Below are 24,788 nucleotides of genomic sequence, written 5' to 3' on the forward strand. Positions count from 1 at the left end.
ATGGCATTGCACTTCGAAAAGGCCGAGTACGCAAGCCGGCTTGCCCGCCTCACCGAGAAGATGAAGGAAGAAAAGCTCGACGCCCTGCTGCTCTTCGCCCAGGAAAGCATGTACTGGCTGACCGGCTACGACACCTTCGGCTACTGCTTCTTCCAGACTTTGATCGTCAAGAGCGACGGCACCATGGCGCTGATCACCCGCTCGGCCGATCTTCGCCAGGCCAAGCACACCTCGATCCTCGACGACGTCCACATCTGGGTCGACAGGGTCAACGCCGATCCGACGCTCGACCTGAAGAACCTGCTGGTCGACATGGACCTGCTCGGCGCCCGCATCGGCGTCGAATATGACACGCACGGCATGACCGGCCGCGTTGCCCGCCTGCTCGACGCGCAGCTGACCACCTTCGGCCAGATCGTCGATGCGTCCTACCTCGTCAGCCGGCTGCGGCTCGTCAAGAGCCCGACGGAGATCGCCTATGTCGAGCGCGCCGCCGCTCTCGCCGACGATGCGCTCGATGCCGCGCTGCGGCTGACGAAGCCCGGCGCCGACGAGGCCGATATCCTCGCCGCCATGCAGGGCGCGATCTTTTCCGGCGGCGGCGACTATCCCGCCAACGAGTTCATCATCGGCTCCGCTGCCGACGCCCTGCTCTGCCGCTACAAGGCCGGCCGCCGCAAGCTCGACGCCAACGACCAGCTGACGCTCGAATGGGCTGGCGCTTACGCGCATTACCACGCCGCCATGATGCGCACGATCGTCATCGGCGAGCCGAAGCAGCGCCATCGCGAACTCTACAATGCCTGCCGCGAAACCATCGAGGCGATCGAGACCGTGCTGAAGCCCGGCCATACGTTCGGCGACGTGTTCGACATGCATGCCCGCATCATGGACGAGCGCGGCCTCGCCCGCCACCGGCTGAACGCCTGCGGTTACTCGCTCGGCGCCCGCTTCTCCCCCTCCTGGATGGAGCATCAGATGTTCCACGTCGGCAATCCGCAGCCGATCGAGCCGAACATGTCGCTCTTCGTGCACATGATCATCGCCGATTCCGACACGGGCACGGCCATGACGCTCGGCCAGACCTATCTGACGACGGCTGATGCGCCGCAGACACTGTCGCGCCATCCGCTCGATTTCATCGGCCTCTGAAGCCCGGTGAGAATCCGGAATTGACAGAGGACCATCCCCGCCCGCATAAATTCGGGCGGGGCTGACGTGAATATGGGAAGGACGGACCAAGGGATGACGCGAGCTGCGATTGTGCCCACGCTCCTCTTCGTCATGGCTCAGCTGACCGCCTGCAACACGACCGATGCGCTGACACCGCAGGTCGATATCGGCGATTCCTCGGGACCGGCAACGTCGAGCCCGGTGACGCAGAGCGAGGCCGAGGGTCTGGCCGGTACCCGCCAGCCGGCATTCGCCGCGAATACGCAGCAGAGCGGCTATCACCCAGCCTACGACCAAACGCAGCGGACCTACCGGCCCGGTTCCGGCGCGCCTCCAACGACGATGCAGGAGCAGGCCGACGCCTTGTCGAGGAGCGGCTCCTCACCAGCCGCCTCCACCCCGATCGAGGGACAATCGCTGCCGCCACCGGCAAGCGGCGGCGAGCCCGCCGCTCCGCCGGCCGAGCCGCAGCAGCCGCGGCAGACCGCCGCCCTCGATCCCGGGGTTTCGTCCGCCCGCGGCAACACCGTCCGCTTCCTGCCGATCATCGGCGCGCCGGTTCAGGCGGTGACCCCGCTTTCGCGCCAGCTTGGCGCCGAGGCGCGCTCGCATGGGCTTTCCATCAAGAGCTCGAACGACGCCAGCAGCGACTATATCCTCAAAGGCTATCTCTCCGCCTTCAGCGATGACGGCAAGGTCACCGTCGTCTATGTCTGGGACATTCTCGACAATGGCGGCGCCCGGCTGCACCGCATCCAGGGACAGGAAAGCGTGCCGACGGCCGCGGCCGACCCCTGGGCGGGCGTCCCGGCCTCGATGATGCAGCAGATCGGCTCGAAAACCATCGCGGAATTCACCTCCTGGCGGCAGACTCAGGGCGGTTAGTCACAAACTTTTTGCAAATATGAAAGTCTGCCCTTGCATTCACGGGGAAGCTGACTAAAAAGCGCGGCTATCAGCGCATAACAGGCGGACCAACATGAAGGTTTTCGCAGGCAATTCGAACCGGCAACTCGCCGAAGCGATCTGCACCTATCTCAATGTTCCCTTGGGGAAAGCCAGTGTCCGAAGGTTTGCCGATCAGGAAATCTTCGTCGAGGTCCAGGAAAACGTTCGCGGCGAGGATGTTTTCCTCGTCCAGCCCACGTCCTTTCCTGCCAATGACCATCTGATGGAACTGCTGATCATGATCGACGCCATGCGCCGATCCTCAGCCCGCCGCATCACGGCCGTGCTTCCTTATTTCGGTTATGCCCGTCAGGATCGCCGCGCCTCCGGCCGCACCCCGATCTCGGCCAAGCTGGTTGCAAACCTCATCACCGAAGCCGGCGCCGACCGCGTCATGACGCTCGATCTCCATGCCGGGCAGATCCAGGGCTTCTTCGATATCCCCACAGATAATCTCTACGCGCTGCCGGTCCTGACGCGCGACATCAAGAGCCACTATGACCTCAGCAACGTCATGGTCGTCTCGCCCGATGTCGGCGGCGTCGTTCGCGCCCGTGCGCTTGCCAAGCGGCTCGACTGTCTTCTGTCGATCGTCGACAAGCGTCGCGATCGGCCGGGTGAATCCGAAGTCATGAACATCATCGGCGACGTCACCGGCAAGGACTGTCTGCTGATCGACGATATCGTCGATTCCGGCGGCACGCTCTGCAACGCGGCCGATGCGCTGCTCGCCCAGGGCGCTTCCAGCGTCACCGCCTACATCACCCACGGCGTGCTTTCCGGCGGCGCCGTCACCCGCGTCACCTCGTCCAAGCTGCGCGAGCTCGTTATCACCGACTCGATCCAGCCGACGACGGCCGTGCAGTCCGCCCATAATATCCGCGTCGTGACGACCGCCCCGCTGATCGGCGAAGCCATCAGCCGCACGAGCCAGGAAGAATCCGTCTCCAGCCTCTTCGACTGATAAGGCCTGGCCGACACGCAATTTCCAATGAAAAGCCGTCCGCATGATATGCGGACGGCTTTTTCAATTGCGATATTCTCGGCTCAGCGGCTGAAAACGGTCTTCTGCTGTTGATCGACGAGATTGTCGATGAACCAGTTCGGATAGACCGGCGCCGGCTTGGTCGCAGCGTCGAGCGCTGCAAGTTCGCCCTCGGTCGACGATGCGGCGATCGACACTACCGAACGCCGCTTCGACGCCGCGCGAAGCTCTATAACCGTCCGGCAGGATTACGGCTGCGGATCCGCTTCCTTGACCACCTGACCGTTGACGGAAATGGCGCCGTCGCGGCCGATGCTGATGTCCCAGCGCGAGCGGCCGTCCGGATCGGTCTTGGCGAAACCCTTCACCATCATGATGCCGAAGGAGACCTGGTTGAGGTCGGGATCGGTCTTGGCAAGCTCCTGAACCGCGGCGATCGTCTTGTCGAGATCGCGCGCAAGGATCGTCGCCTCCATCGAATAGTCCTTCTCGGTATCGACCCGGCCTTCGATCTTGCCCGTCACATCGACGTCGTAGACGCCTGACTTGGCGCTGATCTTCGGAAACTCCACCGTAAGCAGGCCGTCGCGGAAGAGCTTCTTGCCCATCTCCTCGCCGGTCTTTTCAGGCGCCTTATCGTTGAAATCAAATGTCATGAGGGCGTCGCCGAGGCTGGCGAAATCCAGATTGGGGAGAGCAAGCTGGAAATCGAAGTCGGTCGGCATGAAGGTGGCGTAGTTTGCCGGCATCAGCGGGGTGTCGAGGCTGATCTCCTGCGCATTGAAACCGAAGCCGAAACGTACGGCATCGCTCGGTCCGTCGATGGCGAGATTGTAGCCGAATGCCTTGGCGCCGCCCTTGCCCATCTCGCTGCTGACGGTCAGATTGTTGACCCCGATCGTCTCGCTGAAGGAGGTCAGAAGCGGGAAGGCGTCCTTCACTATTCCCTTTATCTTGTCGCTCTCTTCCGGGCTCAATTGATCCTGGTCGAGATGATCGAGAACGAAGAAGACCATCTCGCGAATCTGCTTTGCCGGCAGGCCGTTCACCTTGGCCTCGACATCGACCGAGTCGGCACGGATTTCAACGGGCGGCGTCTGCAGCCCGGAAACCTGCTCGACGAAAGCCGACATCGAGGCGGTTCCGACAAAATCGACGCGTCCGTTGCCGCCCGGGCTATCCGCCGAACTCAGCTTCTGGTCCATGCTGGCGATGCTGGCATGGACCTCCTCGGTTTCGGATTTGCTCGATATCTTGATGTCCTTGGCCGCGAAGGTGCCGGAGCGCAGATAGCTGATCGCCGGGTCGAAGACGCCGGTATAAACAAGCGAAGCGATGGAATAGGTGAAATCCGTCGGCTTCTGATCCGGGCCCTTGAAATGACCGGAGACGTTGAAGTTGTTGTCGCCTTCGATGTTCCAGAGCCCGCTGTCGAGAGGCGTGGCGAACATCGAGAACGGCGTCAGCCCTTTGACCGTGAGCGTCGCCGGATCGGCTTTGGCAAGCAGCTTCGCCAGATCGTAGATGACCTCATAGCGCGTGCCGGCCGGATTGACGGTTATCAGGCCGCTCTTCGCCAATTCCTCCGGCAGCAGCTTCGTCAAAGTCTCCTTGACCGCATTGGCGCCGTCCTGGTTGATCTCCGCGCTTTCGGCCGTGGTGAAAAGGCAAAGGGCAAGCAAGCTCGTTGCCGTGACAAGTTTGAGACGCATAGTCTGTTTTTCTCCTCAGCCGCTTTTTTGATTGCGGCCATCCAAAGATGCGAAGCGCGCCGATGTCAAGCCAAGCAGCGGCAGCCATTGGCAATTTTGCCGCTTGACCGGACGTGGATTGCGAACGATTTCAATGAGGCTTGTCTTTTCGATTTGCCGCTCATGCGGCGGCGGAAGCGCCCCAAATCCGCAACTTGCGTTTCCGGGCGACTTATAATATAGGCCACCGGTCCGCGTAGACACCCTTGGAGGCAACGCGGATGAGGATGGGGAAACCCGCCTCCGGTTCGACGGAACAAGGCTTTTGCCAGCCGCCGGACTCTCCAAATAACCTCGAAAGGAATAGCCATGAGCCAGGAAACTTACGAGCTCAAGGCCGAGGCGCGCGAACGGGTTGGTAAGGGGTCCGCCCGTGAACTTCGCCGCAACGGTTTGATCCCCGCTGTCATCTATGGTGACAAGCAGGCCCCCATTGCCATCGCTCTCAACACCAATGAGGTGACGAAGCGCATTCACGCCGGTGGCTTCATGACCACCGTGGCGACCATCGAAGTCGACGGCAAGAAGTACAAGGTTTTGCCGAAGGACTACCAGCTCGATCCGGTCCGTGACTTCACCCTGCATGTCGATTTCCTGCGCGTCTCCGGCAACACCCAGGTGACCGTCGAAATCCCGGTTCACTTCATCAACGAAGCGAAGTCCCAGGGCCTCAAGGTCGGCGGCGTTCTGAACATCGTACGTCACTCGGTCGAAGTTCATTGCCCGGCCGATGCGATCCCGGAATTCTTCAACGTTGACCTCAGCGGCAAGAAGATCGGCGACAGCATCCACATTTCGGAAGTCACCCTGCCGAAGGGCGTTACGACGGTCATCGACCGCGACTTCACGATCGCCACCATCGTTGCTCCGGCTGCCGGCGTCGACGAGAGCGTCGCAGAAGGCGAAGCCGAAGCCTGATCGCTTCGACCAATTTGTAAAGCATACGGCCCGCCTTCCCGTGAACTAGCCCTAGTTCACTGGGAAGGCGGGCTTTTCGTTGCCCGGAAAGGTTGCCGTTTCAGCAACATTTAAGGAATTTGTGGAAGCATGCTCCGTCAGCTGTGAAGAAGCCCGCCCTGAAGCGAGACAGCAAATAGGGCCGGTCCTGGGGGAGTAGACGGAACCATGCACAATTCCGTTGAGAACAGATTTTTTGCGATAGTGTGCGGAGCGCTGCTCGTCTTCGTCGCCCCCCTCTTTGTTCTCTTCCTTTTTCTTTCCTCCGAACGCGCCGACAAGGAAATACGCGACCACATCTCCGTTCTTCTTGTCGCCAATGCCCAGGCGCTGGCAAAACCCCTCTGGGACCTCGACGAGGACAGCGTCACCCAGATCAGCGCGACGGTCGTTTCCCAGGGAGCAATCGTCAAGGTGGAAGTGCGCGATCAGTCGGGCCAGCTCGACGTCAGCCAGTCCACCATTCCGCGCTCCTTCGATGGCAAGCTCGTGCAGGTGTCGCGCGCCATCATCTACAATACCGTCGACGGCCCGAAGAACCTCGGCAGCATCAGCGTCTATTATCCCGCGCTCGGCCTGTTTTCCGGCCTGAAGCAGGAAGAGGTCGTTTTCATCTCGATCTTCATTTTCGCGGTATTGACCGTTTTCGGCACGGCGCTGATCGGCAACCGCATCTTCGTCATCCAGCCGCTGATGCGGCTGACGGCCGCGATCGAGGCCACCCGGCAGCTCGGCTCCCGCCATCATGTCGACTGGCAATCGAACGACGAGATGGGACGGCTCGCCCGCAGCTTCAACGAGATGCAGACCAAGCTCGAAAGTGAAGAGAAGGAGCTGAAGCTCGCCCACCGCCGCGCCACCGACATCTACAATCTGACGCCCGCCATGCTCTTCTCGCTCGACGAGGAAGACCGCATCACCGCCGTCAGCGACTATTGGCTGCTCGCCACGGGTTATCAGCGCGCCGCCGTCATCGGCCGCAACTTCGCCAATCTCGTCACTTCGAATACCCGCGAGAAGTTCGTCAAGCGCCGCGAGGCGGAAAACGGCATGGCCGTCACCGTCAAGTTCGTCTGCATGGACGGCCGGATCATGGACGTCCTCATCATGGAAGCGGAAGCGGAAACCGGCGCGAACGACCGCCTCTCGCTCTCGGTCATGACCGACGTGACGGAACTCAAGGCGTCCGAGGATCGCAACCATCGCCAGGCGATCACCGACCATCTGACCGGGCTGCTCAATCGCCAGGGCTTCGAAGCCGTTCTCGACAACAAGATCGCCGCCGCCGATGCGGCCGGCCATGAACTTGCCTGCCTCTTCGTCGATCTCGACCGTTTCAAGTGGATCAACGACAATATGGGCCATGCGGCCGGCGACCTGGCGCTGATCGAGCTCGTCGAACGCCTGAAGCGGCATCTAGCTCCCTTTGACGAGGCGGCCCGCCTCGGCGGCGATGAATTCGCCATCCTGCTGCCGGCCCAGGACGCCGAGAAGCGCGCCAGAGTGATGTGCGAGCAGATCGCCTCGATCTTCGAAACGCCCTTCGGTCCCGACATGCATCTGAGCGCGTCGATCGGCATCGCCATCTACCCCAGCCACGCCGCGACCGCCGCCGAACTGCTGCAGAAATCCGACATGGCGATGTATGCCAAGAAGCGCGACGGCAAGAACGGTTCGCAGCTCTTCGACAACGCCATGCTCGACCGCGCCCGCAGCCGCGCCGAGATCGAGGCCAACATCGAAGCCGGCCTCGCCGAGAACTGGTTCGAGGCCTTCCTGCAGCCGATCGTCAACCTGAACGGCCGCAGCATTGCCGGCTTCGAGGCGCTGATGCGCCTCAACCATCCGCAGAAGGGCCTGATGCCGCCGGCCGAGATCATCAACGTTGCAGAGGAGACGGCAAAGATCGTCCGCGTCGGCAACGTCATCATGGAAAAGGCGATCGCCAACCTCGCCAAGATTTCCCGCATCCCGGGGATGCAGGACAGCTACCTCGCCATCAACTTCTCGCCGCTGCAATTCGAGCCTGCCCTGCCCGCCCGCCTTGCCGCCATCGTCAATCGCCACGGCATCCGCCCCGAGCGCATCGTCGTCGAGATCACCGAAGCCGTGCTGATGCACGACAATCCGCAGATCCGCATGATCGTCACCGAACTGCGCCGCTTCGGCTACCGCATCGCGCTCGACGATTTCGGCACCGGCTACTCGTCGCTCAGCTACCTCAACCGTTTCCCGGTCGACATCATCAAGATCGACCAGTCCTTCACCCGCGCGATCAACGATGGCGACAACGACGTGCGCCAGAAGAGCCGCATGCTGATCGAGAGCATCACCACCCTCTCGCACAAGATGAATTGCACCGTCATCGCCGAGGGCATCGAGACCGAAGAGGAATGCCGCACGCTTCACCAGATGGGGCTTGATTACGGCCAGGGCTACCTTTTCCACCGTCCGCAGCAGGCAGCCAAACTGATCGAGGAATTGGTGGAATCACAGTCCGAAGTCGCCCGCGCCTCGTGATCGCACAATAAGGAGATGACACGATGAAAAAGCTCCTGCTTCTCGCCTTCCTGGCGCTGCCCTTGGCCGCCCCCTGGGCCGCCCATGCGCAAACCGTGTCCTTCACGACCGAGGACTACGCCCCCTTCAACTACCGTGAAGGCAAGGAGATCAAGGGCGCGACCGTCGAGCAGGTCGAAAAGGTGATGGCCGCGATCGGCGTCGACTACACGATCGAGGTGTTGCCCTGGGCGCGCGCTTTCAGCCTCGCCCGCACGGCGCCGATGACCTGCGTCTTCGCCACCGCCCATAACAGCGCGCGCGATCCGCTGTTCAAATGGGTCGAGCCGCTGCTCATCGACCGCAACATCCTGATCACCCGCAAGGGCTCGGGCGTTACGGCCAGCAATCTGGAAGAGGCGAAGAAATATACGGTCGGCACCCAGCGCGAGGATTATACCGAGACGATCCTGAAGGAGAAAGGCTTCCCCAAGCTCGATGTCGCCAGCGATTTCAACGCGACGCTGCGCAAGCTGCTGAGCGGCCGCATCGACATGATGCCGATCTCCGAACTCTATTACGACAAGCTGAAGGCCGACCAGCCGGTGGAGATGGTGACCATCCTCTCGGCCCAGCCGATGGGCATTGCCTGCGAAAAGAGCTTTCCGGACGATCTGCGCGCCAAGATGCAGTCAGCGCTCGACAAGCTGATCGCCGACGGCGACCAGAAAAAGATCTTCCTGAAATACGGCATGAACCTGTCGGACTGACGCAGCCGGACGGGCCGCTGGCCTTTCCGCTTGACTTTGCTTCCGTTTCCGGGTGGTGAACGCAGGACAAGCTCAAGCAAGGAATGACAGGCCATGCTGATCATCGCAGGTCTCGGCAATCCCGGCGGCAAATACGCCGGCAACCGCCACAATATCGGCTTCATGGCCGTCGACGCCATCTATCGGCGCCACAGCTTTTCGCCCTGGTCGAAGAAGTTCAAGGCTGAAATCGCCGAAGGCGAGCTTGGCGGCCAGAAGGTGCTGCTGATCAAGCCGCAGACCTACATGAACCTCTCCGGCGAGGCCGTCGGCGAGGCGATACGCTTCTACAAGCTCCAGCCGGCCGATCTCGTCGCGATCTATGACGAACTCGACCTTCCCGCTGGCAAGGCACGGCTGAAGACCGGCGGCGGCCATGGCGGCCACAATGGCATCAAGTCGCTGGACGCCCATTGCGGCAAGGAATACCGGCGGCTGCGCCTCGGCATCGGCCATCCCGGCGTCAAGGAAATGGTGCAGAACCACGTGCTCGGCGATTTCGCCAAGGCCGACAAGGCCTGGCTCGAACCGCTTCTCGATACGCTGGCCGACAATGCCGACATGCTGGTGCGGAACGAGGATTCGCAGTTGATGAACAAGATCGCGCTGGCGCTCGGCGGCAAGGCCGAGGAGGAGAAGCCGCGCAAGGAGAGCAAGGACGGCGAGAAAAAGCCGGCCGGCCAGTCGCATATCCGCCAGGCCCGCAACAACAACCAGCCGAAGCTGCCGGCCACCGGCCCCATGGCCGAGATGCTGAAGAAGATGTTCGGCAACAAGGGGGAATAGGCCGGTGCCGGACAATCTCGTCATCCGTCCCGCGATGGCCCACGACCTCGGGGGTCTGATTACCCTTTACCAGCATCTCAACTCGGCCGATCCTGCTCTCGAAGGCGCCACGGCCGAGGAACGCTTTTCCGCCATCCTCGCCCAGCCGGGCATGACCGTATTCATCGGCTTTGCCGGCACCCTCGCCGCCGCCACCGTCACGCTGATCATCATACCGAACCTGACGCGGGGCGGCGCCTCTTACGCGCTGCTTGAGAATGTCGTCACCCATGCCGACCATCGTCAGCGCGGCTATGCCGGCGCCGTCATCGGCCACGCGGTGGAAGAGGCCTGGAAGGCCGGCTGCTATAAGGTGATGCTGCTCACCGGCTCGAAAAACCCGGCGACGCTGCGTTTCTACGAGAATTGCGGTTTCCTGCAGGACAAGACCGGCTATCAGATCCGCCGGCCCTGAGCGCAGCTATTCCTCGGGCTCGGTGGTGAACATCAGCGGAAAGCCCATCTCCTTGGCCAGGTCGATGCCTTCCTTGGCCTTGGTCTCGGCAATGTCCTTGGCGCAGACCACGACCACGCAGGACCCGAGCTTGTGCGCCGTCATCATCACCCGATAGCCAGTCTCCTCGCTCATGCGGAAGACGACTTTCAGGATCACGATGACGAATTCGCGCGGCGTATAATCGTCATTGACGAGAATGACCTTGTAGAGCTTCGGCTTGTCCAGCTTCGGCTTCACCTTGGTCTTCTGTTTCAGGGCAACGTCATTGTCACTCATCGGAAAATCCACCCGTTGATGACATGGTCAGGAACCTTCAAAACAACTAATCATTATCGATGACGAATTTTCGACGGTGCGCCGTGGCTGCCGGCCTCGATCGAGAGGGAATTGGCGGTCCGAGTTGAAGCCGGATGTCATTGCGGCCGGCAACAGCGACCGTGCATATGACGAAATCCGCAATACATCGAAACCGCGATCACCCTCGAAAATAGGCCGGCACCGTTCCTTGGGCAAGTGAGCAACGTTAAAAGCTCGCTAAGACTTGACCACATTGCTCCTTTATCCCATAGGCACCAGCAACAAATTCAAGAACAGCAGGTTTTAGCCATGGGCTTCAAATGCGGCATCGTCGGTCTGCCGAACGTCGGCAAATCGACCCTCTTCAACGCGCTCACCAAGACGGCGGCCGCACAGGCGGCCAATTATCCCTTCTGCACCATCGAGCCGAACACCGGCGAAGTCGCCGTGCCCGATCCGCGCATGCGCAAGCTCGCCGACATCGCCAAGTCGAAGGAACTGATCCCGACCCGCATCTCCTTCGTCGATATCGCCGGCCTGGTGCGCGGCGCCTCGAAGGGTGAAGGCCTCGGCAACCAGTTCCTCGCCAATATCCGCGAAGTCGATGCCATCGTGCATGTGCTTCGCTGCTTCGAAGACAGCGACATCACCCACGTCGAGGGGCGCATCAATCCGGTCGCCGATGCCGAGACGATCGAAACCGAGCTGATGCTTGCCGACCTCGAAAGCCTGGAGCGCCGCACCGAGCAGACGCGCAAGCGCGCCACCGGCAAGGACAAGGATTCGATGGCGATGCTGCCGATCATGGAAGCTTCGCTGAAGCTGCTCAACGAGGGCAAGCCGGTGCGCACGCTGCTGTCGACGCTTGCCGCCGATGAAATCGTCATCCTCAAGGGCCTCAACCTGCTCACCTCGCATCCGGTGCTCTATGTCTGCAACGTCGCCGAAAGCGACGCCTCCACCGGCAACGAGTTCACCGCAGCCGTCGCCGCCATGGCGAGGGAACAGGGTGCTGAAACCGTCATCATCTCAGCGGCGATCGAAGCCGAGGTCGCGCAGCTTGCCGAAGAGGAAGCCAAGGAATTCCTCTCCGCCCTCGGCCTCGACGAGGCGGGTCTCGACCGGCTGATCCGCGCCGGTTACAAGCTGCTCGACCTCATCACTTATTTCACCGTCGGCCCGAAGGAGACGCGCGCCTGGACGATCGAGCGCGGCACCAAGGCCCCGCAGGCGGCCGGCGTCATCCATTCGGATTTCGAGCGCGGCTTCATCCGCGCCAACACCATCGCCTATGACGACTACATCAAGTACAACGGCGAAGTCGGCGCCAAGGATGCCGGCAAGGCGCGCGACGAAGGCAAGGAATATGTCGTCCAGGACGGCGACGTCATCCACTTCCGCTTCAACACCTGAATAAACGAGCGCTGCCGCCTCAGCCCGGCGGCAGCCTGTTTGCGATTGCCGGCGGCAGTGCGCGCAGCACCTGCCGCCGAAGCGGCATCCAGCCGGTGCCGATGATCAATACGATCGCGCCGACGATAATCAGCGTCGTGAAAATATAAGTGTCGACCGTGGCGCTTCCCTGCCGGAAGACGCTGAAGATCGCGACGCCGAGAGACAGCAGCCCCGAGGTCACGAAGGCGCGACGGTCGATGACGAGACCGATCAGCATCAGCGCCGCCACCGTCGCGACGACCACGGGTGTCCGCGACGACATGTTCGCGACGTCGAAGATACGGACATCTGCGCCGAACGACAGCAGGGAAACGGTGCTGTAGAGCAGCGCCGGCGCCGCCCCGAGATGCAGCCAGAAAGCGATATCCGAACGGGTCGTCCGCCGCAGCCGGTCGCCGAGATCGAAATAGAGCGCCAGCCCAAACAGTCCGAGTGCGCAGATCAGCCCAACCAGTGCCAGAACGGCGGGATGATCGAGGAAAAACGCCGGATTGCCGCTTGCCCATTGCACCAGCCGCAGAAGCAGGGTGAGGACGAAGGCAAGCGCCGACATGATGGAGAGCGCCAGCGACAGCGGCACGCGGTAGCGGGCGTAATAGGCGCCGAGAATGACCGGGAAGCCGGCGACGAACTGCGTCGCCTCCGCTCCGAAGGATTGAGCGTTCGGCGTCCACGGCGGGAAGAACTGGGACATCAGCAGACATATCCAGCAGAACAGTGCGATCGTCAGGCTGACCGCCGGCAAAGCGAGCCGCTGGCGGCGCACCAGAATTTCCGAAAGCACGATGATGGCAACCGGCACGGCATAAAGCGCCGACAGTCCCCACAGCCCGCAAAGCCCCACGATGACGCCGATGGTGATCAGCACGTCGTGAAACCCGCGCACGAAGCGCGGCGTCTCCGTGTCCGACCAGGCCGGTCCGTCCGCGGCTACCGGCCGCGGCTCGATAACCGCCACGCCGCGCTCGGTCAGGAAGGGCAGAAGCCGTCCGCCCGCCTCCGGTGAAATCAGCCCCTGGCGCGCCGCCTCGTCGAGTATCGACCTCAGATCAGTCATGCCGGTTTCTCTCCCCGGAATCATTGAGCCCGCTTGAATGCTATTGTAAGCACTAGAGCATGATGCCGAAAAGTGTGAGCGGTTTTCGGGCGACATCATGCCCTAACTCTTTAATGTAGAACGGGATTCAGATCTTTAGGTCGAGTCGGCCTAAAATCATCCTGTTCTAGGCGCTGCATATGCGGAGGAGCGAATGCCGGAAGAAAAGCTTGCCTTCGAGGATTTCGAGCCCGGCCGTCGCTTCCCCCTCGGCCCGAAGCTGGTGCTTGCCGAGGAAATCATCGAATTCGCCAGGGAATTCGACCCGCAGCCGATGCATATCGACGAGGCCGCCGGCCGCGCCAGTATCCTTGGCGGGCTTGCCGCCTCCGGCTGGCACACGTCTGCGATGCTGATGCGCATGATGGCCGACAGCTACATCCTGAACGCGTTTTGCGAGGGTGCGCCTGGCATCGATCTCATGGAATGGCGAAAGCCGGTGCTTTCAGGCGATACGCTGCAGGGTCACTCGACCGTGCTCGAAGCGCGGCCGATGCGCTCGCGCCCCGGCATGGGCATCGCGAAATTCCGCCACGTCCTGGAAAATCAGCGCGGCGAACTCGTCTGCCTCTCGGAGAATTCGGTCATGATCCGCATGCGTCCCCCTTCGGAAGAGAGCGACATAAGCTCGGAGCGGCCGGCATGAGAATGTCCGAACTTTACGCCGTCGGCGAGAAGGCCGAGATCGGCAGCTATGCCTTCACCGAGGAAAACATCCTCCATTTTGCCACCCGCTACGATCCGCAGCGTTTTCACATCGACAAGGAAGCCGCGAAAGACACGCTCTTCGGCGGGCTCTGCGCCTCCGGCTGGCACACCACGGCCGCCTGGATGAAGACCTTCCTCGCCTTTTGGGAAAGGCAGAGGATTGCGCTCGCTGAAAAGGGTCAGACGGCGCCGAACCTCGGCCCCTCTCCCGGTTTCCAGAAGCTGCAATGGTTGCGGCCGGTCTTCGTCGGCGACGTCGTGACCTATTCCGTCGCCCTCCTCTCCAGCCGGCCGCTCGCGTCGCGGCCGGGCTGGCACCTCAACACCATTCTGTGCGAAGGCGTCAATCAGAACGGCGATCCCGTCATGCGCTTTGAAAGCGGCGTCCTGGAATTCGACTGACGCCCTCGGAATCGGGCTCAGTGCCCGGAGAATTCGACCAGCGTGTGCACCTTGACGCCGAGCTCTTCCAGCTTCCGACGGCCGCCGAGATCCGGCAGGTCGATGACGAAGCAGGCGCCGACCACCTCCGCGCCGATCTGGCGCAAAAGCTTCGTTGCCCCGACCGCCGTGCCGCCGGTGGCGATCAGGTCGTCGACCAGGATCACCTTCTCGCCGGGCTGGATCGCATCGCGATGCATCTCCATCTCGTCGACGCCATATTCCAGGCTGTAGGCGATGCGCACGGTATCGTGCGGCAGCTTGCCCTTCTTGCGGATCGGCACGAAGCCCGAGGAAAGCTGGTGCGCCACTGCCCCGCCGAGAATGAAGCCGCGTGCCTCCATGCCGGCGATCTTGTCGATCTTCGTGCCCGCATAGGGCTGCACCAGTTCGTCGACCGCCCGGCGGAAAGCGCGCGGGTTGCCGAGCAGCGTGGTGATGTCACGGAAGATGATACCGGGCTTGGGGTAATCGGGAATGGAGCGGATGCTGGCTGCAAGCTCCGAAGTCGTATTGTCCATGGAAAGTCCATATCTGCGAGGGCATGAAACTTAGCGCACCCTATCAACTGCCCGGGGCGTAACCAACAAAAAAGGCGGCCCAAGGCCGCCTTTTGAATGTCGATCGGAAAGCGCTCAATGTTCCTTGTTGGCGTAGACCGAGCGCTTCGTCAGGTAGATCAGCACCGTAAAGATCGCCAGGAAGACCATGACCATGAAGCCGGTGCGCTTGCGCTCTTCGAGATGCGGCTCGGCAGCCCACATCAGGAAGGCGGAGACATCCCTGGAATACTGGTCGACGGTCGCCGGCGCGCCATCGTCATAGGTCACCTGACCATCGGAGAGCGGCTTCGGCATTGCGAGGACGGCGGCAGCATTGAAATAAGGGTTATAATGTCCACCCTGTGGCACCTGGAAACCCGCCGGCGGCTCTTCATAGCCGGTCAGCAGTGCATGGATATAATCCGGGCCGCTTTCCTGATACTGGGTGAAGATGTCGAAAACGAATTGCGGGAAGCCGCGGGTAACGGCGCGGGCCTTGGCGATCAGCGAGAAATCGGGCGGAGCCGCGCCATTGTTGGACGCAGCCGCAGCTTCGGCATTCGGGAAAGGCGACGGGAAGTAATCGGAAGGCACCGCCTTGCGGGTAAACATCTCGCCGCTCGCGTTGGGACCATCCTGGACCTCGTAATTCGCAGCGAAGGCCTTCACCTGCGCGTCGGAATAGCCGAGTTCGCCGAGCATGCGGAAAGGCACGAGCTTCATCGAGTGACAGGCTGCACAGACCTCCGTGTAGACCTTGAGGCCGCGCTGGAGCTGGCCCTTGTCATAGTGGCCGAACGGACCGGCGAAAGACCACTCCTCCTCCTTCGGATGCTTCAACGGATAATGCGGCGTCTCACCTTCCGCGTGATGGGCCGGAGCCGCACCTTCGGCGGGCGCCTCCTCGGCCAGGACAGCGCTGCTGAGACCGGCCACGAGAGCGAGCGAGAGAATGCTTGCAACAAGCGTTTTCATGTTTCTGTTCCCTTCCGTCGCGCGCTTACGCATTGGCCGCTGCACTGGCGGCAGCTGTCTTGTTGCGCTTCTCGAGCACCGCTTCGGTGATCGAGTTCGGGATGCGGCGCGGCGTCTCTACGAGGCCGAGCACCGGCATGGCAACCAGGAAGAAGGCGAAGTAGAGGAGCGTGCAGATCTGCGAGATGATGACGAAGCTCCCTTCCGCCGGCTGAGAGCCGAGCCAGCCGAGGATGATCGCGTTGATCACGAACAGCCAATAGAACAGCTTGTACCAGGGACGGTAGACCGCGGAGCGAACCTTGGAGGTATCGAGCCAGGGCAGGAAGAACAGCACGATGATCGCGCCGAACATGACGAGCACGCCGCCGAGCTTGGAGTCGATCGGGCCGATGTTGAAGGTGATCGAACGCAGCATCGCGTAGAACGGCAGGAAGTACCATTCCGGAACGATGTGGGCCGGCGTCTTCAACGGGTCGGCCGGGATGTAGTTGTCGGCATGGCCGAGGAAGTTCGGCATGTAGAAGACGAAATAGGCGTAGACCAGCAGGAAGACCGAAACGCCGAGCGCATCCTTCATCGTCGCATAGGGCGTGAAGCGCACGGTATCCGTCTTGGTCTTGACCTCGACGCCCGTCGGGTTCGTCTGGCCGGTGACGTGCAGCGCCCAGATGTGAAGGACGACGACGCCGGCGATCATGAAGGGCAGCAGGTAGTGCAGCGAGAAGAACCGGTTCAGCGTCGGCTGTTCGACGGCAAAACCGCCGAGCAGGAACTGCTGGAGCGATTCGCCGATCATCGGGAAGGCCGAGAAGAAGCCGGTGATGACGGTCGCGCCCCAGAAGGACATCTGGCCCCAGGGCAGAACGTAGCCCATGAAGCCGGTCGCCATCATCAGCAGGTAGATGACGACGCCGAGGATCCAGAGGATTTCGCGCGGCGCCTTGTAGGAACCGTAATAGAGGCCACGGGCGATGTGCAGGTAGACGGCGACGAAGAAGAAGGATGCGCCGTTGGCATGCATGTAGCGCAGCAGCCAGCCGTGGTTGACGTCGCGCATGATCTTTTCAACGGAGTTGAAGGCGATCATGGTGTCGGCGGCGTAATGCATGGCGAGCACGATGCCCGTCAGGATCTGCACGACCAGCATGACGGAGAGCATGGCGCCGAAGGTATAGGCATAGTTCAGGTTTCTCGGAACCGGATATGCCACGAAGCTGTCATAGACCATGCGCGGCAGCGGCAGGCGCGCATCGACCCATTTTTCGAAGCCGGTTGATGGTTCGTAGCTGGAATGGCCACTCATGAATCAGTCTCCCCTCAACCGATCTTGATTTTGGTATCGGACACAAATGAAAAGGTCGGAATCGCCAGGTTCTCAGGCGCGGGACCCTTCCGGATGCGGCCGGCCGTATCGTAGACCGAGCCATGGCAGGGACAGAACCAACCATTGTATTCGCCGGCCTGGCCGAGCGGGACGCAGCCGAGATGGGTGCAGGTGCCGATCATGACGATCCAGTTTTCCTTGCCTTCGCCGCCCGAGCGGTCGACGCCCGTTGCCTGAGCCTCGGCAGGAAGGTTTGCATTGCGGGCCACCGGATCCTTGAGGTCCGACAGCGGCACATCGGCTGCCGCCTTGACTTCCTCGGGCGTGCGGTTGCGGATGAAGATCGGCTTGCCGCGCCATTTCACCGTCAAGGACATGCCGGGCTCGAGGCTTGCGACATCCACTTCGATGGAAGCCAGCGCCAGCGTCGACGCGTCCGGGCGCATCTGATCGATGAACGGCCACGCAACCGCAGCGGCGCCGACGGCACCAGCCATACCAGTGGTGAGATAAAGGAAATCACGGCGAGTGGGCTCTGTCGAAGCCTCGCTTGTCGTTTCGTGTTCGCTCACGGCTTAACCATCCTCTGCGCAATTATCGCGGAATTCCGCCCTGCCCCCTCTACCAACGAATCTCTCTGGACACAATTCGGCCATAGATTCCCCGGCAATCCGGCGCGTTCTAAGCTTGATCGCAAATTATGTCCAGCCTTGACAAGGGGATGAGGGCACAATGTCGCGGGAAATTTCGGAGGAATTTTTTAAGGCAAATACCAGCTCGCGATTATGCTGCATTGCAACAAAAAAGCCGGCGTGATAGGCGCATCGGCAGCCAAGCCAGCGAGCCGGACCGAAGCGAATGAGAGACACGATTTTCTGCGTATTCAGCGTGCTGACCACGCTCGTCCTCGCCATCGTCTCGCTGCGCTACGTCACGAATTTCTATCTGCTTTCCTTCTTTTACAGCTTCCAGGTCCATCTCGCTGTGGCCGCAGCGGCCGCCTCCGTTGCGGCCCTCCTCGTCAAGCGGCACTGGTATGCGCTGCTGACGCTCGCCGTATCGCTGGTCCTTGCCGTCCATGGCATCGTCATGGCGCGCGAATTCGTCGAACCCGCCGTCGACGAGAGCCGCCCGGCCCTCTTCCGGCTGATGTCCTTCAACATTGAAAACGATAATTTCGCAAACGGCGCGGCCATTGCCGACATGGTCCTCGCCTCGGGTGCCGACGTCGTCAACATATTGGAAGCCGAGCCGCTGCTGTCCGAACTGCCGCGGCTCCTGAAGACCTACCCTTATTACGTCGGCTGCGGCATCGGCATGGAGCAATGCGATACGCTCGTGCTGTCGAAGCGCCCGCTGATCGAGCCCCGGATCCGCAATCTCGGGCTCCTCTGGCGCAACCGGCTGACGATCTCGACGATCGATTTCGACGGCCGGAAGGTCAATTTTCTCGCCGCGCACCTGACCAAGCCTTATTACGACGAGTTCCACGGCCTGGAAATTGCAGATCTCGCCGAGGTTATTCCCTCCCTGCCGGGACCGCTTGTGCTCGCCGGTGATTTCAACACCTCGATCCTGGCGCCCGACGTGCAGTATCTCATGCGCAGCCAGGGCCTGGGCACGGTGTTGCTGGAACCCGCGACATGGCCGATCGCAGCCGGCCCCTTCGGCATTCCGATCGATCATATCTTCAGCAAAGCGCCCCTGCGGCTGAAATCGGTCCGCCGCATCGAGAACAGCTTCGGATCAAATCATTTTGGCCTCGTGGCGGAATTCGTCGTCGATCCCTGAGCCCTGATCCTCATCGGCGGCGAGGAAGCCGCCGGACTGGCGCGCCCAGAGTTCGGCATAGAGGCCGCCCCGGCGAAGCAGCTCGCCATGGCTGCCCTCCTCGATGATTCGGCCGAGATCGACGACGATCAGCCGGTCGAGCGCAGCGATCGTCGACAGCCGGTGGGCGATCGCCAGCACCGTCTTGCCCTCCATGATCCGATGGAGGTTGGACTGGATCGCTTCTTCCACTTCCGAATCGAGTGCCGAGGTCGCTTCGTCGAGAACCAGGATCGGCGCGTCCTTCAGCATGACGCGGGCAATGGCGATGCGCTGCCGCTGCCCGCCCGAAAGCTTGACGCCGCGCTCGCCGACATGCGCATCGAAGCCTTTGCGGCCCTGCTGATCCTGCAGGCGGGAGATGAAGTCGATGGCTTCGGCGCGCTTGGCCGCCTCGATCAGCCGCTCCTCGCCGGCATCCGGCCGCCCGAAGAGGATATTGTCACGCACCGAACGGTGCAGCAGCGAGGTGTCCTGGCTGACGACGCTGATCTGCGTCCTCAGCGATTCCTGCGTGACGGCCGATATATCCTGCCCGTCGACAAGGATGTGGCCCTCCTGGATGTCGTAGAGGCGCAGCAGCAGGTTCATCAGCGTCGATTTGCCCGCGCCCGAACGGCCGACGATGCCGACCTTTTCGCCGGGGCGGATGGTCAGCGAGAAATTCTCGACGACCGGCAGGTGGCCCTGCCCGTAATGGAAGGAAACATTGTCGAAGCGAATGCCGGGCTGGCGGATCACCAGCGTCTTCGCGTCGGGCCGGTCGACGAGCCCGAGCGGCTGGGAAATCAGCTCCGCGGCATTCTGGATGGTGCCGAGATTGCGCATGATGCCGTTAAACTGCGTCATCAGCCGGCCGAGCAGGAAATTCAGCCTCAGCACCAGCGCCAGCGAGAATGCCACCGCGCCCGAGCTCACCAGCCCGCGCAGCCAGAGATCGACGCTGAGACCCGCCATCGTCACGATCATCAGGCCGGAAAGCAGCGCCATGGACGCCCTTACCCCGGTGATGAACCGCGTGAAGCGCAGCACCGTATCCTGGTAGATGTCGAAGCCCTGCCGCATGTAGCGGTCGCTCTCCTCGTCGCGCGCAAAGAGCTTCAGCGTCTGCATGTTGCTGTAGGAATCGACCATGCGCCCGTTCAGCATCGATCCGGCTTCCGCCGTTTCGCGGGAATGATAACGGATGCGCGGGACGAAATGGCGAGCCAGGAAACCGAAGGCGATGAGCCAGAACAGCACGACGGCGGCGAGCGAAAAATCCAGCCGGGCGACGAGCGCGAGCGTCGTTGCGGCATAAATGCCGACGAACCAGACGCTTTCCATCAGCGAGGTGACGAGATCGCCGGTCGCCTGCCCTGCCGACCAGACCTTGGTGACGATGCGTCCGGAGAAATCGCTCTGAAAGAACGACAATGATTGCCGGGAGACATGGAGATAGGATTGCCAGCGTGCTAGATTGTAGAAGCCGGGCGTAATCACCTGCTGATCGACGAGCGCGATCAGGAAGGCGACGACGAAACGCGCGACGCCAATGAGAGCGAGCATGCCGAACAGCTCGCCGCCATGGGCCGCCAGAAGACCGCTCCAGCCGGCGCCGGGCGTGGTGCTGGCGAGGATATCGACCAGGCGCCCGACGAACCAGAAGAGCGCGGCCTCGATCGCCGCCGATGCGCCGCCGAGAATGAGCATGGCGATGAACGGCATCTTCGCCTGGCCGATATAGAACCAGATGAAGCCGAGCGTTGTGCGCGGCGGCTGGAGTTTGGCGCGTGGACGAAACGGATCGATCCAGGTTTCGAACAGGCGTAGAATGGGGCGCAGGAACATGGAAGCGATATAGGCGGATTGCGAGAAGGGGCAAAGGGAATGAAGAGCGGACGCAACCTTATATTTTGGTAATAAACGATAACATCGGCGGCATCGCCATTGAATGCTCCCGAACCCGTCACAATCTGACGATACGATCGCGCTTCACCGGAGGGAAGGCTCATGGAAACGAAAATGCTCGATGCGCATATTCCGCTTCCGCTTGCAGCAAGGCTGGATGCCCTGGCGCTCGACCTCGCCCTGCCGCGCGACCAGATCGTCATCGAGGCCATCGCCGCCTGGCTCGACACCGAGGAGCGCCGCCGCATCGCCACTTTGCGCACGCTCGCCGCCGCCAACACCATCGTCGTCGTCGAACACGACCGCGTGATCGACTGGGCTGATAGTCTTTGAAATAACGGATGGCGCGGCATCATTGCCGGGGATGTCAATTCCCGCCAAGAATGCCGATAATATCCCGGCGCCCGTGCAGGACACGCAAGATCGTAACCACTTCATTTTCTAAAATATAATAGGCGCGAATATCCTCGAAACCCTGTACGGGCCACGATCTTACGCCGGCCAAATTCGAATTGGCGAATGTCTTCGCGTGCCGGAATTCGGATGTTCCAGAAGACGCGTGAAGGACTGCTCCGCGGCAAGCAGGAATCGCTGACCGAGATCCTCGCCGCCATGCTCCACAAGATAAGAAAACTGCGAGAGAATATCTTCCCGAGCGGCCGGCTTGATAGCAAGCTTCACGGCGATTTCTTCTTGCTTTGCGCAACCAGCAACTGCGCGGCCTCTTTTCTGAGATCGCTCCAGAATGCGGGCGTTGCCTCGATGGCATTGCCTGATGCTAAACCTTCAAGCAGCAAGGCCTCGAGCCGCGCCTCGTTTTCGCGCTCCTGCGCATCACGAACGAGACCGCGGAAATATTCGCTGACGTTGCCATAGCCTTTGCTGGCCATTTGGCTTTCGACAAATGCCTTTAAGCTATCAGGCAATGAGATTGTCACGGTCGCCATGAGAAAATCCTCGTTGAGTTCAGCAAGATAACATATTTTCTTAACTGTTCTCAACTGTTAAGAAGCCCTCCCGCTCTCGCCGGGAGGGCCTCATCTTATTCCGCCGCCTCTTCCGCCTCTTCGGCGTGATCGGAGAGGAAGCCGCCCGACTGGCGGTTCCAGAGGTCGGCGTAGATGCCGCCGCTCTCGATCAGTTCGCCGTGCGAGCCGGCCTCGATGATCCGCCCCTTGTCGAGCACGATCAGCCGGTCCATCTCGGTCAGCGTCGACAGCCGGTGGGCAATCGCGATTACCGTCTTGCCCTCCATCAGGGCGAAGAGGTTTTCCTGGATCGCTGCCTCGACTTCCGAATCGAGCGCCGAGGTCGCCTCGTCGAGCACCAGGATCGGCGCGTCCTTCAGGAAGACGCGGGCGATCGCGATGCGCTGACGCTGGCCGCCGGAGAGCTTGACGCCGCGCTCGCCGACCTGGGCGTCAAGCCCCTGGCGCCCCTGCATGTCGGAGAGCCCCTCGATGAACTCCCAGGCATTGGCGCGTTTTGCGGCTTCGATCACCTCGGCATCGGTCGCCTCCGGCCGACCATAGGCGATGTTGTCGCGGATCGAGCGATGCAGCAGCGAGGTATCCTGCGTCACCACGCCGATCAGCGAGCGCAGGCTCTCCTGCGAGACGCCTGATATATCCTGCCCGTCGATGGTGATGCGGCCGGCCTCCAGGTCATAGAAGCGCAGCAGCAGGTTCATCAGCGTCGTCTTGCCGGCGCCGGAGCGGCCGACCAGGCCCACCTTCTCGCCGGCCTTGATGTCGAGCGACAGGTTGTCGATGACGCCTTTGCTCTTGCCGTAGTGGAAGCGGATGCGGTCGTAATGGATCGCACCCTTCTTCGCCGTCATCGCGGGGGCGCCCGGCTTGTCGATGATGTCGTGCTGCTTGCTCATCATCTCCATGCCGTCATAGACCGTGCCGATATTCTCGAACAGCGCCGAGACTTCCCACATGATCCATTGCGACATGCCGTTGACGCGCATGGCAAGGCCGATGGCGATGGCGATGGCGCCGACCGAAATCGCACCATTCAACCAGAACCAGATCGACAGGCCCGAGACGACGAAGAGCGCCACGCAGTTGTTCAGATAGACGCTGATATGGAAGAGCGTCACCTTGCGCATCTGCTTGTGCACGGTCTGCAGGAACTCGTCCATGCCCTCCCTGGCATAGACCTCCTCGCGGCCCGCATGCGAAAACAGCTTGACGGTCGCGATATTCGTATAGCTGTCGACCACTCGGCCCGTCATCATCGAGCGCGCATCCGCCTGCATCGCCGCGATCTTGCGAAGCCGCGGCACGAAATAGGAGACGATGCCGACATAGATAGCAAGCCAGACGAGGATCGGGATCATCAGCCGCCAGTCGGCCGCCGCAATCACGATGATCATCGTCAGGAAATAGCTGACGACGTAGACGAAGACGTCGAGGATCTTCATGACCGTTTCGCGCACGGCAAGCGAGGTCTGCATCACCTTGGTCGCAACACGCCCGGCAAACTCGTTGGCGAAGAATGTCATGCTGTGGCGCAGCAGGAAGCGGTGCATCTGCCAGCGCGCCATCATCGGGTAATTGCCGAGCAGAATCTGGTGCATGATGAGGGAATCGAGCCCGGCCGCCAGCGGCAAGCCCACAAGCACCAGCGCCCCCATCCAGAACAGCTTGTGGCCTTCCGTCTCGATGAACGTGGCCCGATCGGCATTGGTCAACCAGTCGACGATGTCGCCGAGGAACTGGAAGAGCGCCACTTCGCCGACGGCGATCGACGCCGTCAGCACGGCCATCAGGCCAAGCCAGGGTGCTGCCGGCTTGCTGTAATGCCAGCAGAAGGCAAAGAGGCCTTTCGGCGGGGCCACGGGCTCCTCGCTCGGAAAGGGATTGAGTCGCTGTTCGAACCAGCCAAACATGAAAGTGCTCCGAAACGTCAGCGTTTCGGCTCCCGGCCTCGCGCCATCTGGGCGCCATGCAAGCACATATGGGAACCGAACGTTCAAGGGGCGAGGCTGAAACAGCCGCACAATGGATCAAAAGGGAAGTTTTAGAAAGAAGCCCGCTCTAGCGGCGCCATGTCGCCTTGATCGGCATCACGACGGGAAAGCGCATAATGAGCAAAATATTCATGTGGCCCTCCCTGCTGACGATTGAAGCCGTGTTTGCATAACGCGAAAAACGTGAAATTTCCAGCCCTATACTGGCCGAAATCGATCGTTTCCGGCCGAACCACGCCCTGTTGCTTCGAAATCACGGTTGTATTAGGCCTCCGGCGTCGAAACGAACAGGCGGCGCCCGAATGACGAACCTCAGACTGGCACTCTACCAGCCGGACATTCCGGGCAATACCGGCACGATCCTGCGCCTTGCCGCCTGCCTCGGCTTTGCGGTCGACCTGATCGAGCCTGCCGGCTTCGACGTCTCCGACCGCAACCTGAAACGATCGGGCATGGATTATATCGCCGCCGCCGCGCTGACCCGCCATGTCAGCTGGGACCGCTTCGAAGCCTGGCGCGCCACCACCGGCCGCCGCCTGATCCTCGCCTCGACCAAGGCCGCCGATCGCTACACCGACTTCGCCTTCCGCGACGACGACATCCTGCTTTTCGGGCGCGAGAGCGCCGGCGTGCCGGATCACGTGCATGAGAAAGCCGAGGCCCGCATCCTCATTCCGATGGTCGAGGGCCAGCGCTCGATCAACGTCGCCGTCTCGGCAGCCATGATCGTCGGCGAGGCGATGCGCCAGACCGTCTGGGCTTGATCGCCGCCCGCCTGGATTGCCGAATAGCTGGGAACTGTCGGAAATCGACATTGTCAATCGATCAAACCGGCGTATATTT

25 protein-coding genes are annotated in these 24,788 nt (G+C 61.5%); 14 read left to right on the forward strand and 11 right to left on the reverse strand.

Features of this window, described 5'->3' with window-relative positions; all coding sequences use genetic code 11:
* From CO670_RS13955 to CO670_RS13965, 3 genes are all read left to right on the forward strand, one after another.
* Positions 1–1,152, forward strand: a complete 1,152-nt coding sequence (locus CO670_RS13955) for a Xaa-Pro peptidase family protein (RefSeq protein ID WP_097590775.1) — start codon at positions 1–3, stop codon at positions 1,150–1,152.
* 93 nt (positions 1,153–1,245) lie between these two features.
* Positions 1,246–2,058: a hypothetical protein gene (locus CO670_RS13960; RefSeq protein WP_097590776.1), complete on the forward strand. Its 813-nt coding sequence runs from the start codon at positions 1,246–1,248 to the stop codon at positions 2,056–2,058.
* Between the two features lie 94 nt (positions 2,059–2,152).
* Positions 2,153–3,085: a ribose-phosphate pyrophosphokinase gene (locus CO670_RS13965; RefSeq protein ID WP_088673086.1), complete on the forward strand. Its 933-nt coding sequence runs from the start codon at positions 2,153–2,155 to the stop codon at positions 3,083–3,085.
* A gap of 83 nt (positions 3,086–3,168) precedes the next feature.
* On the opposite strand, the gene CO670_RS33640 is transcribed toward CO670_RS13965, so the two are convergent.
* Both CO670_RS33640 and CO670_RS13975 read right to left on the reverse strand, forming a co-directional pair.
* Positions 3,169–3,303: a hypothetical protein gene (locus tag CO670_RS33640; RefSeq protein ID WP_280951344.1), complete on the reverse strand. Its 135-nt coding sequence runs from the start codon at positions 3,301–3,303 to the stop codon at positions 3,169–3,171.
* A gap of 51 nt (positions 3,304–3,354) precedes the next feature.
* Positions 3,355–4,818, reverse strand: a complete 1,464-nt coding sequence (locus CO670_RS13975; RefSeq protein ID WP_097590777.1) for a hypothetical protein — start codon at positions 4,816–4,818, stop codon at positions 3,355–3,357.
* Between the two features lie 348 nt (positions 4,819–5,166).
* Between CO670_RS13975 and CO670_RS13980 the strand changes: the two genes are divergently transcribed.
* From CO670_RS13980 to CO670_RS14000, 5 genes are all read left to right on the forward strand, one after another.
* Positions 5,167–5,775, forward strand: coding sequence for a 50S ribosomal protein L25/general stress protein Ctc (locus tag CO670_RS13980; RefSeq protein ID WP_097590778.1), 609 nt, complete (start codon positions 5,167–5,169; stop codon positions 5,773–5,775).
* A gap of 207 nt (positions 5,776–5,982) precedes the next feature.
* Positions 5,983–8,334 carry an EAL domain-containing protein gene (locus tag CO670_RS13985; RefSeq protein WP_097590779.1) on the forward strand — a complete coding sequence of 784 codons (2,352 nt, stop codon included), beginning with the start codon at positions 5,983–5,985 and terminating at the stop codon, positions 8,332–8,334.
* Positions 8,335–8,357: 23 nt separating this feature from the next.
* Positions 8,358–9,083: a transporter substrate-binding domain-containing protein gene (locus CO670_RS13990; RefSeq protein ID WP_097590780.1), complete on the forward strand. Its 726-nt coding sequence runs from the start codon at positions 8,358–8,360 to the stop codon at positions 9,081–9,083.
* Between the two features lie 93 nt (positions 9,084–9,176).
* On the forward strand, positions 9,177–9,908 hold the full coding sequence (gene pth / locus CO670_RS13995; protein WP_097590781.1) for an aminoacyl-tRNA hydrolase: 732 nt from the start codon (positions 9,177–9,179) through the stop codon (positions 9,906–9,908).
* Positions 9,909–9,942: 34 nt separating this feature from the next.
* Positions 9,943–10,362 (forward strand): GNAT family N-acetyltransferase, encoded by a 420-nt coding sequence (locus CO670_RS14000; RefSeq protein WP_097590843.1) that lies wholly within the window; start codon positions 9,943–9,945, stop codon positions 10,360–10,362.
* 6 nt (positions 10,363–10,368) lie between these two features.
* On the opposite strand, the gene clpS is transcribed toward CO670_RS14000, so the two are convergent.
* A complete protein-coding gene (gene clpS / locus CO670_RS14005) occupies positions 10,369–10,680 on the reverse strand; it encodes an ATP-dependent Clp protease adapter ClpS (RefSeq protein WP_097590844.1) in 312 nt (103 codons plus the stop codon).
* A gap of 330 nt (positions 10,681–11,010) precedes the next feature.
* Here clpS and ychF point away from each other — a divergent pair, with 330 nt between their 5' ends.
* Positions 11,011–12,114 carry a redox-regulated ATPase YchF gene (gene ychF / locus CO670_RS14010; RefSeq protein ID WP_097590782.1) on the forward strand — a complete coding sequence of 368 codons (1,104 nt, stop codon included), beginning with the start codon at positions 11,011–11,013 and terminating at the stop codon, positions 12,112–12,114.
* A 19-nt stretch (positions 12,115–12,133) separates the two neighbouring features.
* Here the strand turns inward: ychF and CO670_RS14015 are convergent, their stop codons facing one another.
* Positions 12,134–13,213 carry a hypothetical protein gene (locus CO670_RS14015; RefSeq protein WP_097590783.1) on the reverse strand — a complete coding sequence of 360 codons (1,080 nt, stop codon included), beginning with the start codon at positions 13,211–13,213 and terminating at the stop codon, positions 12,134–12,136.
* A 193-nt stretch (positions 13,214–13,406) separates the two neighbouring features.
* Here CO670_RS14015 and CO670_RS14020 point away from each other — a divergent pair, with 193 nt between their 5' ends.
* Positions 13,407–13,898 (forward strand): MaoC family dehydratase, encoded by a 492-nt coding sequence (locus tag CO670_RS14020; protein ID WP_097590784.1) that lies wholly within the window; start codon positions 13,407–13,409, stop codon positions 13,896–13,898.
* Positions 13,895–14,362 carry a MaoC family dehydratase gene (locus CO670_RS14025; protein ID WP_097590785.1) on the forward strand — a complete coding sequence of 156 codons (468 nt, stop codon included), beginning with the start codon at positions 13,895–13,897 and terminating at the stop codon, positions 14,360–14,362. The genes CO670_RS14020 and CO670_RS14025 overlap by 4 nt, the downstream gene beginning before the upstream one ends.
* 17 nt (positions 14,363–14,379) lie before the next feature.
* Here CO670_RS14025 and CO670_RS14030 read toward each other — a convergent pair whose 3' ends face one another.
* From CO670_RS14030 to petA, 4 genes are all read right to left on the reverse strand, one after another.
* The gene (locus CO670_RS14030) at positions 14,380–14,922 is read right to left on the reverse strand and encodes an adenine phosphoribosyltransferase (protein ID WP_097590786.1); all 543 of its coding nucleotides are present in this window, start codon (positions 14,920–14,922) and stop codon (positions 14,380–14,382) included.
* Positions 14,923–15,036: 114 nt separating this feature from the next.
* Positions 15,037–15,918 (reverse strand): cytochrome c1, encoded by an 882-nt coding sequence (locus CO670_RS14035; RefSeq protein ID WP_097590787.1) that lies wholly within the window; start codon positions 15,916–15,918, stop codon positions 15,037–15,039.
* Between the two features lie 25 nt (positions 15,919–15,943).
* Positions 15,944–17,224: a cytochrome b N-terminal domain-containing protein gene (locus tag CO670_RS14040; RefSeq protein WP_097590788.1), complete on the reverse strand. Its 1,281-nt coding sequence runs from the start codon at positions 17,222–17,224 to the stop codon at positions 15,944–15,946.
* Between the two features lie 14 nt (positions 17,225–17,238).
* On the reverse strand, positions 17,239–17,817 hold the full coding sequence (gene petA, locus CO670_RS14045) for a ubiquinol-cytochrome c reductase iron-sulfur subunit (protein ID WP_097590789.1): 579 nt from the start codon (positions 17,815–17,817) through the stop codon (positions 17,239–17,241).
* A 286-nt stretch (positions 17,818–18,103) separates the two neighbouring features.
* On the opposite strand from petA, the gene CO670_RS14050 reads away from it, so the two are divergent.
* Positions 18,104–19,036, forward strand: coding sequence for an endonuclease/exonuclease/phosphatase family protein (locus CO670_RS14050; RefSeq protein WP_097590790.1), 933 nt, complete (start codon positions 18,104–18,106; stop codon positions 19,034–19,036).
* Here the strand turns inward: CO670_RS14050 and CO670_RS14055 are convergent.
* The gene (locus tag CO670_RS14055) at positions 18,992–20,905 is read right to left on the reverse strand and encodes an ABC transporter ATP-binding protein (RefSeq protein WP_097590791.1); all 1,914 of its coding nucleotides are present in this window, start codon (positions 20,903–20,905) and stop codon (positions 18,992–18,994) included. The genes CO670_RS14050 and CO670_RS14055 overlap by 45 nt on opposite strands.
* 162 nt (positions 20,906–21,067) lie before the next feature.
* On the opposite strand from CO670_RS14055, the gene CO670_RS14060 reads away from it, so the two are divergent.
* The gene (locus CO670_RS14060) at positions 21,068–21,298 is read left to right on the forward strand and encodes a CopG family transcriptional regulator (protein WP_097590792.1); all 231 of its coding nucleotides are present in this window, start codon (positions 21,068–21,070) and stop codon (positions 21,296–21,298) included.
* Between the two features lie 344 nt (positions 21,299–21,642).
* Here the strand turns inward: CO670_RS14060 and CO670_RS14070 are convergent, their stop codons facing one another.
* Together CO670_RS14070 and CO670_RS14075 are read right to left on the reverse strand one after the other, a co-directional pair.
* Positions 21,643–21,912 carry a ribbon-helix-helix domain-containing protein gene (locus tag CO670_RS14070; RefSeq protein WP_097590793.1) on the reverse strand — a complete coding sequence of 90 codons (270 nt, stop codon included), beginning with the start codon at positions 21,910–21,912 and terminating at the stop codon, positions 21,643–21,645.
* Positions 21,913–22,007: 95 nt separating this feature from the next.
* Complete coding sequence (locus tag CO670_RS14075) at positions 22,008–23,864, reverse strand: ABC transporter ATP-binding protein (protein ID WP_097590794.1); 1,857 nt, start codon at positions 23,862–23,864, stop codon at positions 22,008–22,010.
* A gap of 383 nt (positions 23,865–24,247) precedes the next feature.
* Between CO670_RS14075 and CO670_RS14085 the strand changes: the two genes are divergently transcribed.
* Entirely contained in the window at positions 24,248–24,709 is a 462-nt protein-coding gene (locus tag CO670_RS14085; RefSeq protein ID WP_097590795.1) for a tRNA (cytidine(34)-2'-O)-methyltransferase, read from the forward strand.
* Positions 24,710–24,788: the final 79 nt, after the last annotated feature.

The sequence above is a fragment of the Rhizobium sp. J15 genome, assembly GCF_002531825.1.
GTDB lineage: Bacteria > Pseudomonadota > Alphaproteobacteria > Rhizobiales > Rhizobiaceae > Rhizobium.

Excerpts from the sequence above, each read along its gene's own strand:
- CO670_RS13990 (WP_097590780.1), top strand. The coding sequence starts at position 8,358 with ATGAAAAAGCTCCTGCTTCTCGCCTTCCTGGCGCTGCCCTTGGCCGCC.
- CO670_RS13960 (WP_097590776.1), top strand. The coding sequence starts at position 1,246 with ATGACGCGAGCTGCGATTGTGCCCACGCTCCTCTTCGTCATGGCTCAG.
- CO670_RS14075 (WP_097590794.1), bottom strand. The coding sequence starts at position 23,864 with ATGTTTGGCTGGTTCGAACAGCGACTCAATCCCTTTCCGAGCGAGGAG.
- clpS (WP_097590844.1), bottom strand. The coding sequence starts at position 10,680 with ATGAGTGACAATGACGTTGCCCTGAAACAGAAGACCAAGGTGAAGCCG.
- CO670_RS14050 (WP_097590790.1), top strand. The coding sequence starts at position 18,104 with ATGAGAGACACGATTTTCTGCGTATTCAGCGTGCTGACCACGCTCGTC.
- CO670_RS14015 (WP_097590783.1), bottom strand. The coding sequence starts at position 13,213 with ATGACTGATCTGAGGTCGATACTCGACGAGGCGGCGCGCCAGGGGCTG.
- ychF (WP_097590782.1), top strand. The coding sequence starts at position 11,011 with ATGGGCTTCAAATGCGGCATCGTCGGTCTGCCGAACGTCGGCAAATCG.
- CO670_RS14085 (WP_097590795.1), top strand. The coding sequence starts at position 24,248 with ATGACGAACCTCAGACTGGCACTCTACCAGCCGGACATTCCGGGCAAT.
- CO670_RS14025 (WP_097590785.1), top strand. The coding sequence starts at position 13,895 with ATGAGAATGTCCGAACTTTACGCCGTCGGCGAGAAGGCCGAGATCGGC.
- CO670_RS14030 (WP_097590786.1), bottom strand. The coding sequence starts at position 14,922 with ATGGACAATACGACTTCGGAGCTTGCAGCCAGCATCCGCTCCATTCCC.
- CO670_RS14060 (WP_097590792.1), top strand. The coding sequence starts at position 21,068 with ATGGAAACGAAAATGCTCGATGCGCATATTCCGCTTCCGCTTGCAGCA.
- CO670_RS13975 (WP_097590777.1), bottom strand. The coding sequence starts at position 4,818 with ATGCGTCTCAAACTTGTCACGGCAACGAGCTTGCTTGCCCTTTGCCTT.
- CO670_RS13965 (WP_088673086.1), top strand. The coding sequence starts at position 2,153 with ATGAAGGTTTTCGCAGGCAATTCGAACCGGCAACTCGCCGAAGCGATC.
- pth (WP_097590781.1), top strand. The coding sequence starts at position 9,177 with ATGCTGATCATCGCAGGTCTCGGCAATCCCGGCGGCAAATACGCCGGC.
- CO670_RS14000 (WP_097590843.1), top strand. The coding sequence starts at position 9,943 with ATGGCCCACGACCTCGGGGGTCTGATTACCCTTTACCAGCATCTCAAC.
- CO670_RS13955 (WP_097590775.1), top strand. The coding sequence starts at position 1 with ATGGCATTGCACTTCGAAAAGGCCGAGTACGCAAGCCGGCTTGCCCGC.
- CO670_RS14055 (WP_097590791.1), bottom strand. The coding sequence starts at position 20,905 with ATGTTCCTGCGCCCCATTCTACGCCTGTTCGAAACCTGGATCGATCCG.
- CO670_RS14040 (WP_097590788.1), bottom strand. The coding sequence starts at position 17,224 with ATGAGTGGCCATTCCAGCTACGAACCATCAACCGGCTTCGAAAAATGG.
- CO670_RS14070 (WP_097590793.1), bottom strand. The coding sequence starts at position 21,912 with ATGGCGACCGTGACAATCTCATTGCCTGATAGCTTAAAGGCATTTGTC.
- CO670_RS14020 (WP_097590784.1), top strand. The coding sequence starts at position 13,407 with ATGCCGGAAGAAAAGCTTGCCTTCGAGGATTTCGAGCCCGGCCGTCGC.
- CO670_RS13985 (WP_097590779.1), top strand. The coding sequence starts at position 5,983 with ATGCACAATTCCGTTGAGAACAGATTTTTTGCGATAGTGTGCGGAGCG.
- CO670_RS13980 (WP_097590778.1), top strand. The coding sequence starts at position 5,167 with ATGAGCCAGGAAACTTACGAGCTCAAGGCCGAGGCGCGCGAACGGGTT.
- CO670_RS14035 (WP_097590787.1), bottom strand. The coding sequence starts at position 15,918 with ATGAAAACGCTTGTTGCAAGCATTCTCTCGCTCGCTCTCGTGGCCGGT.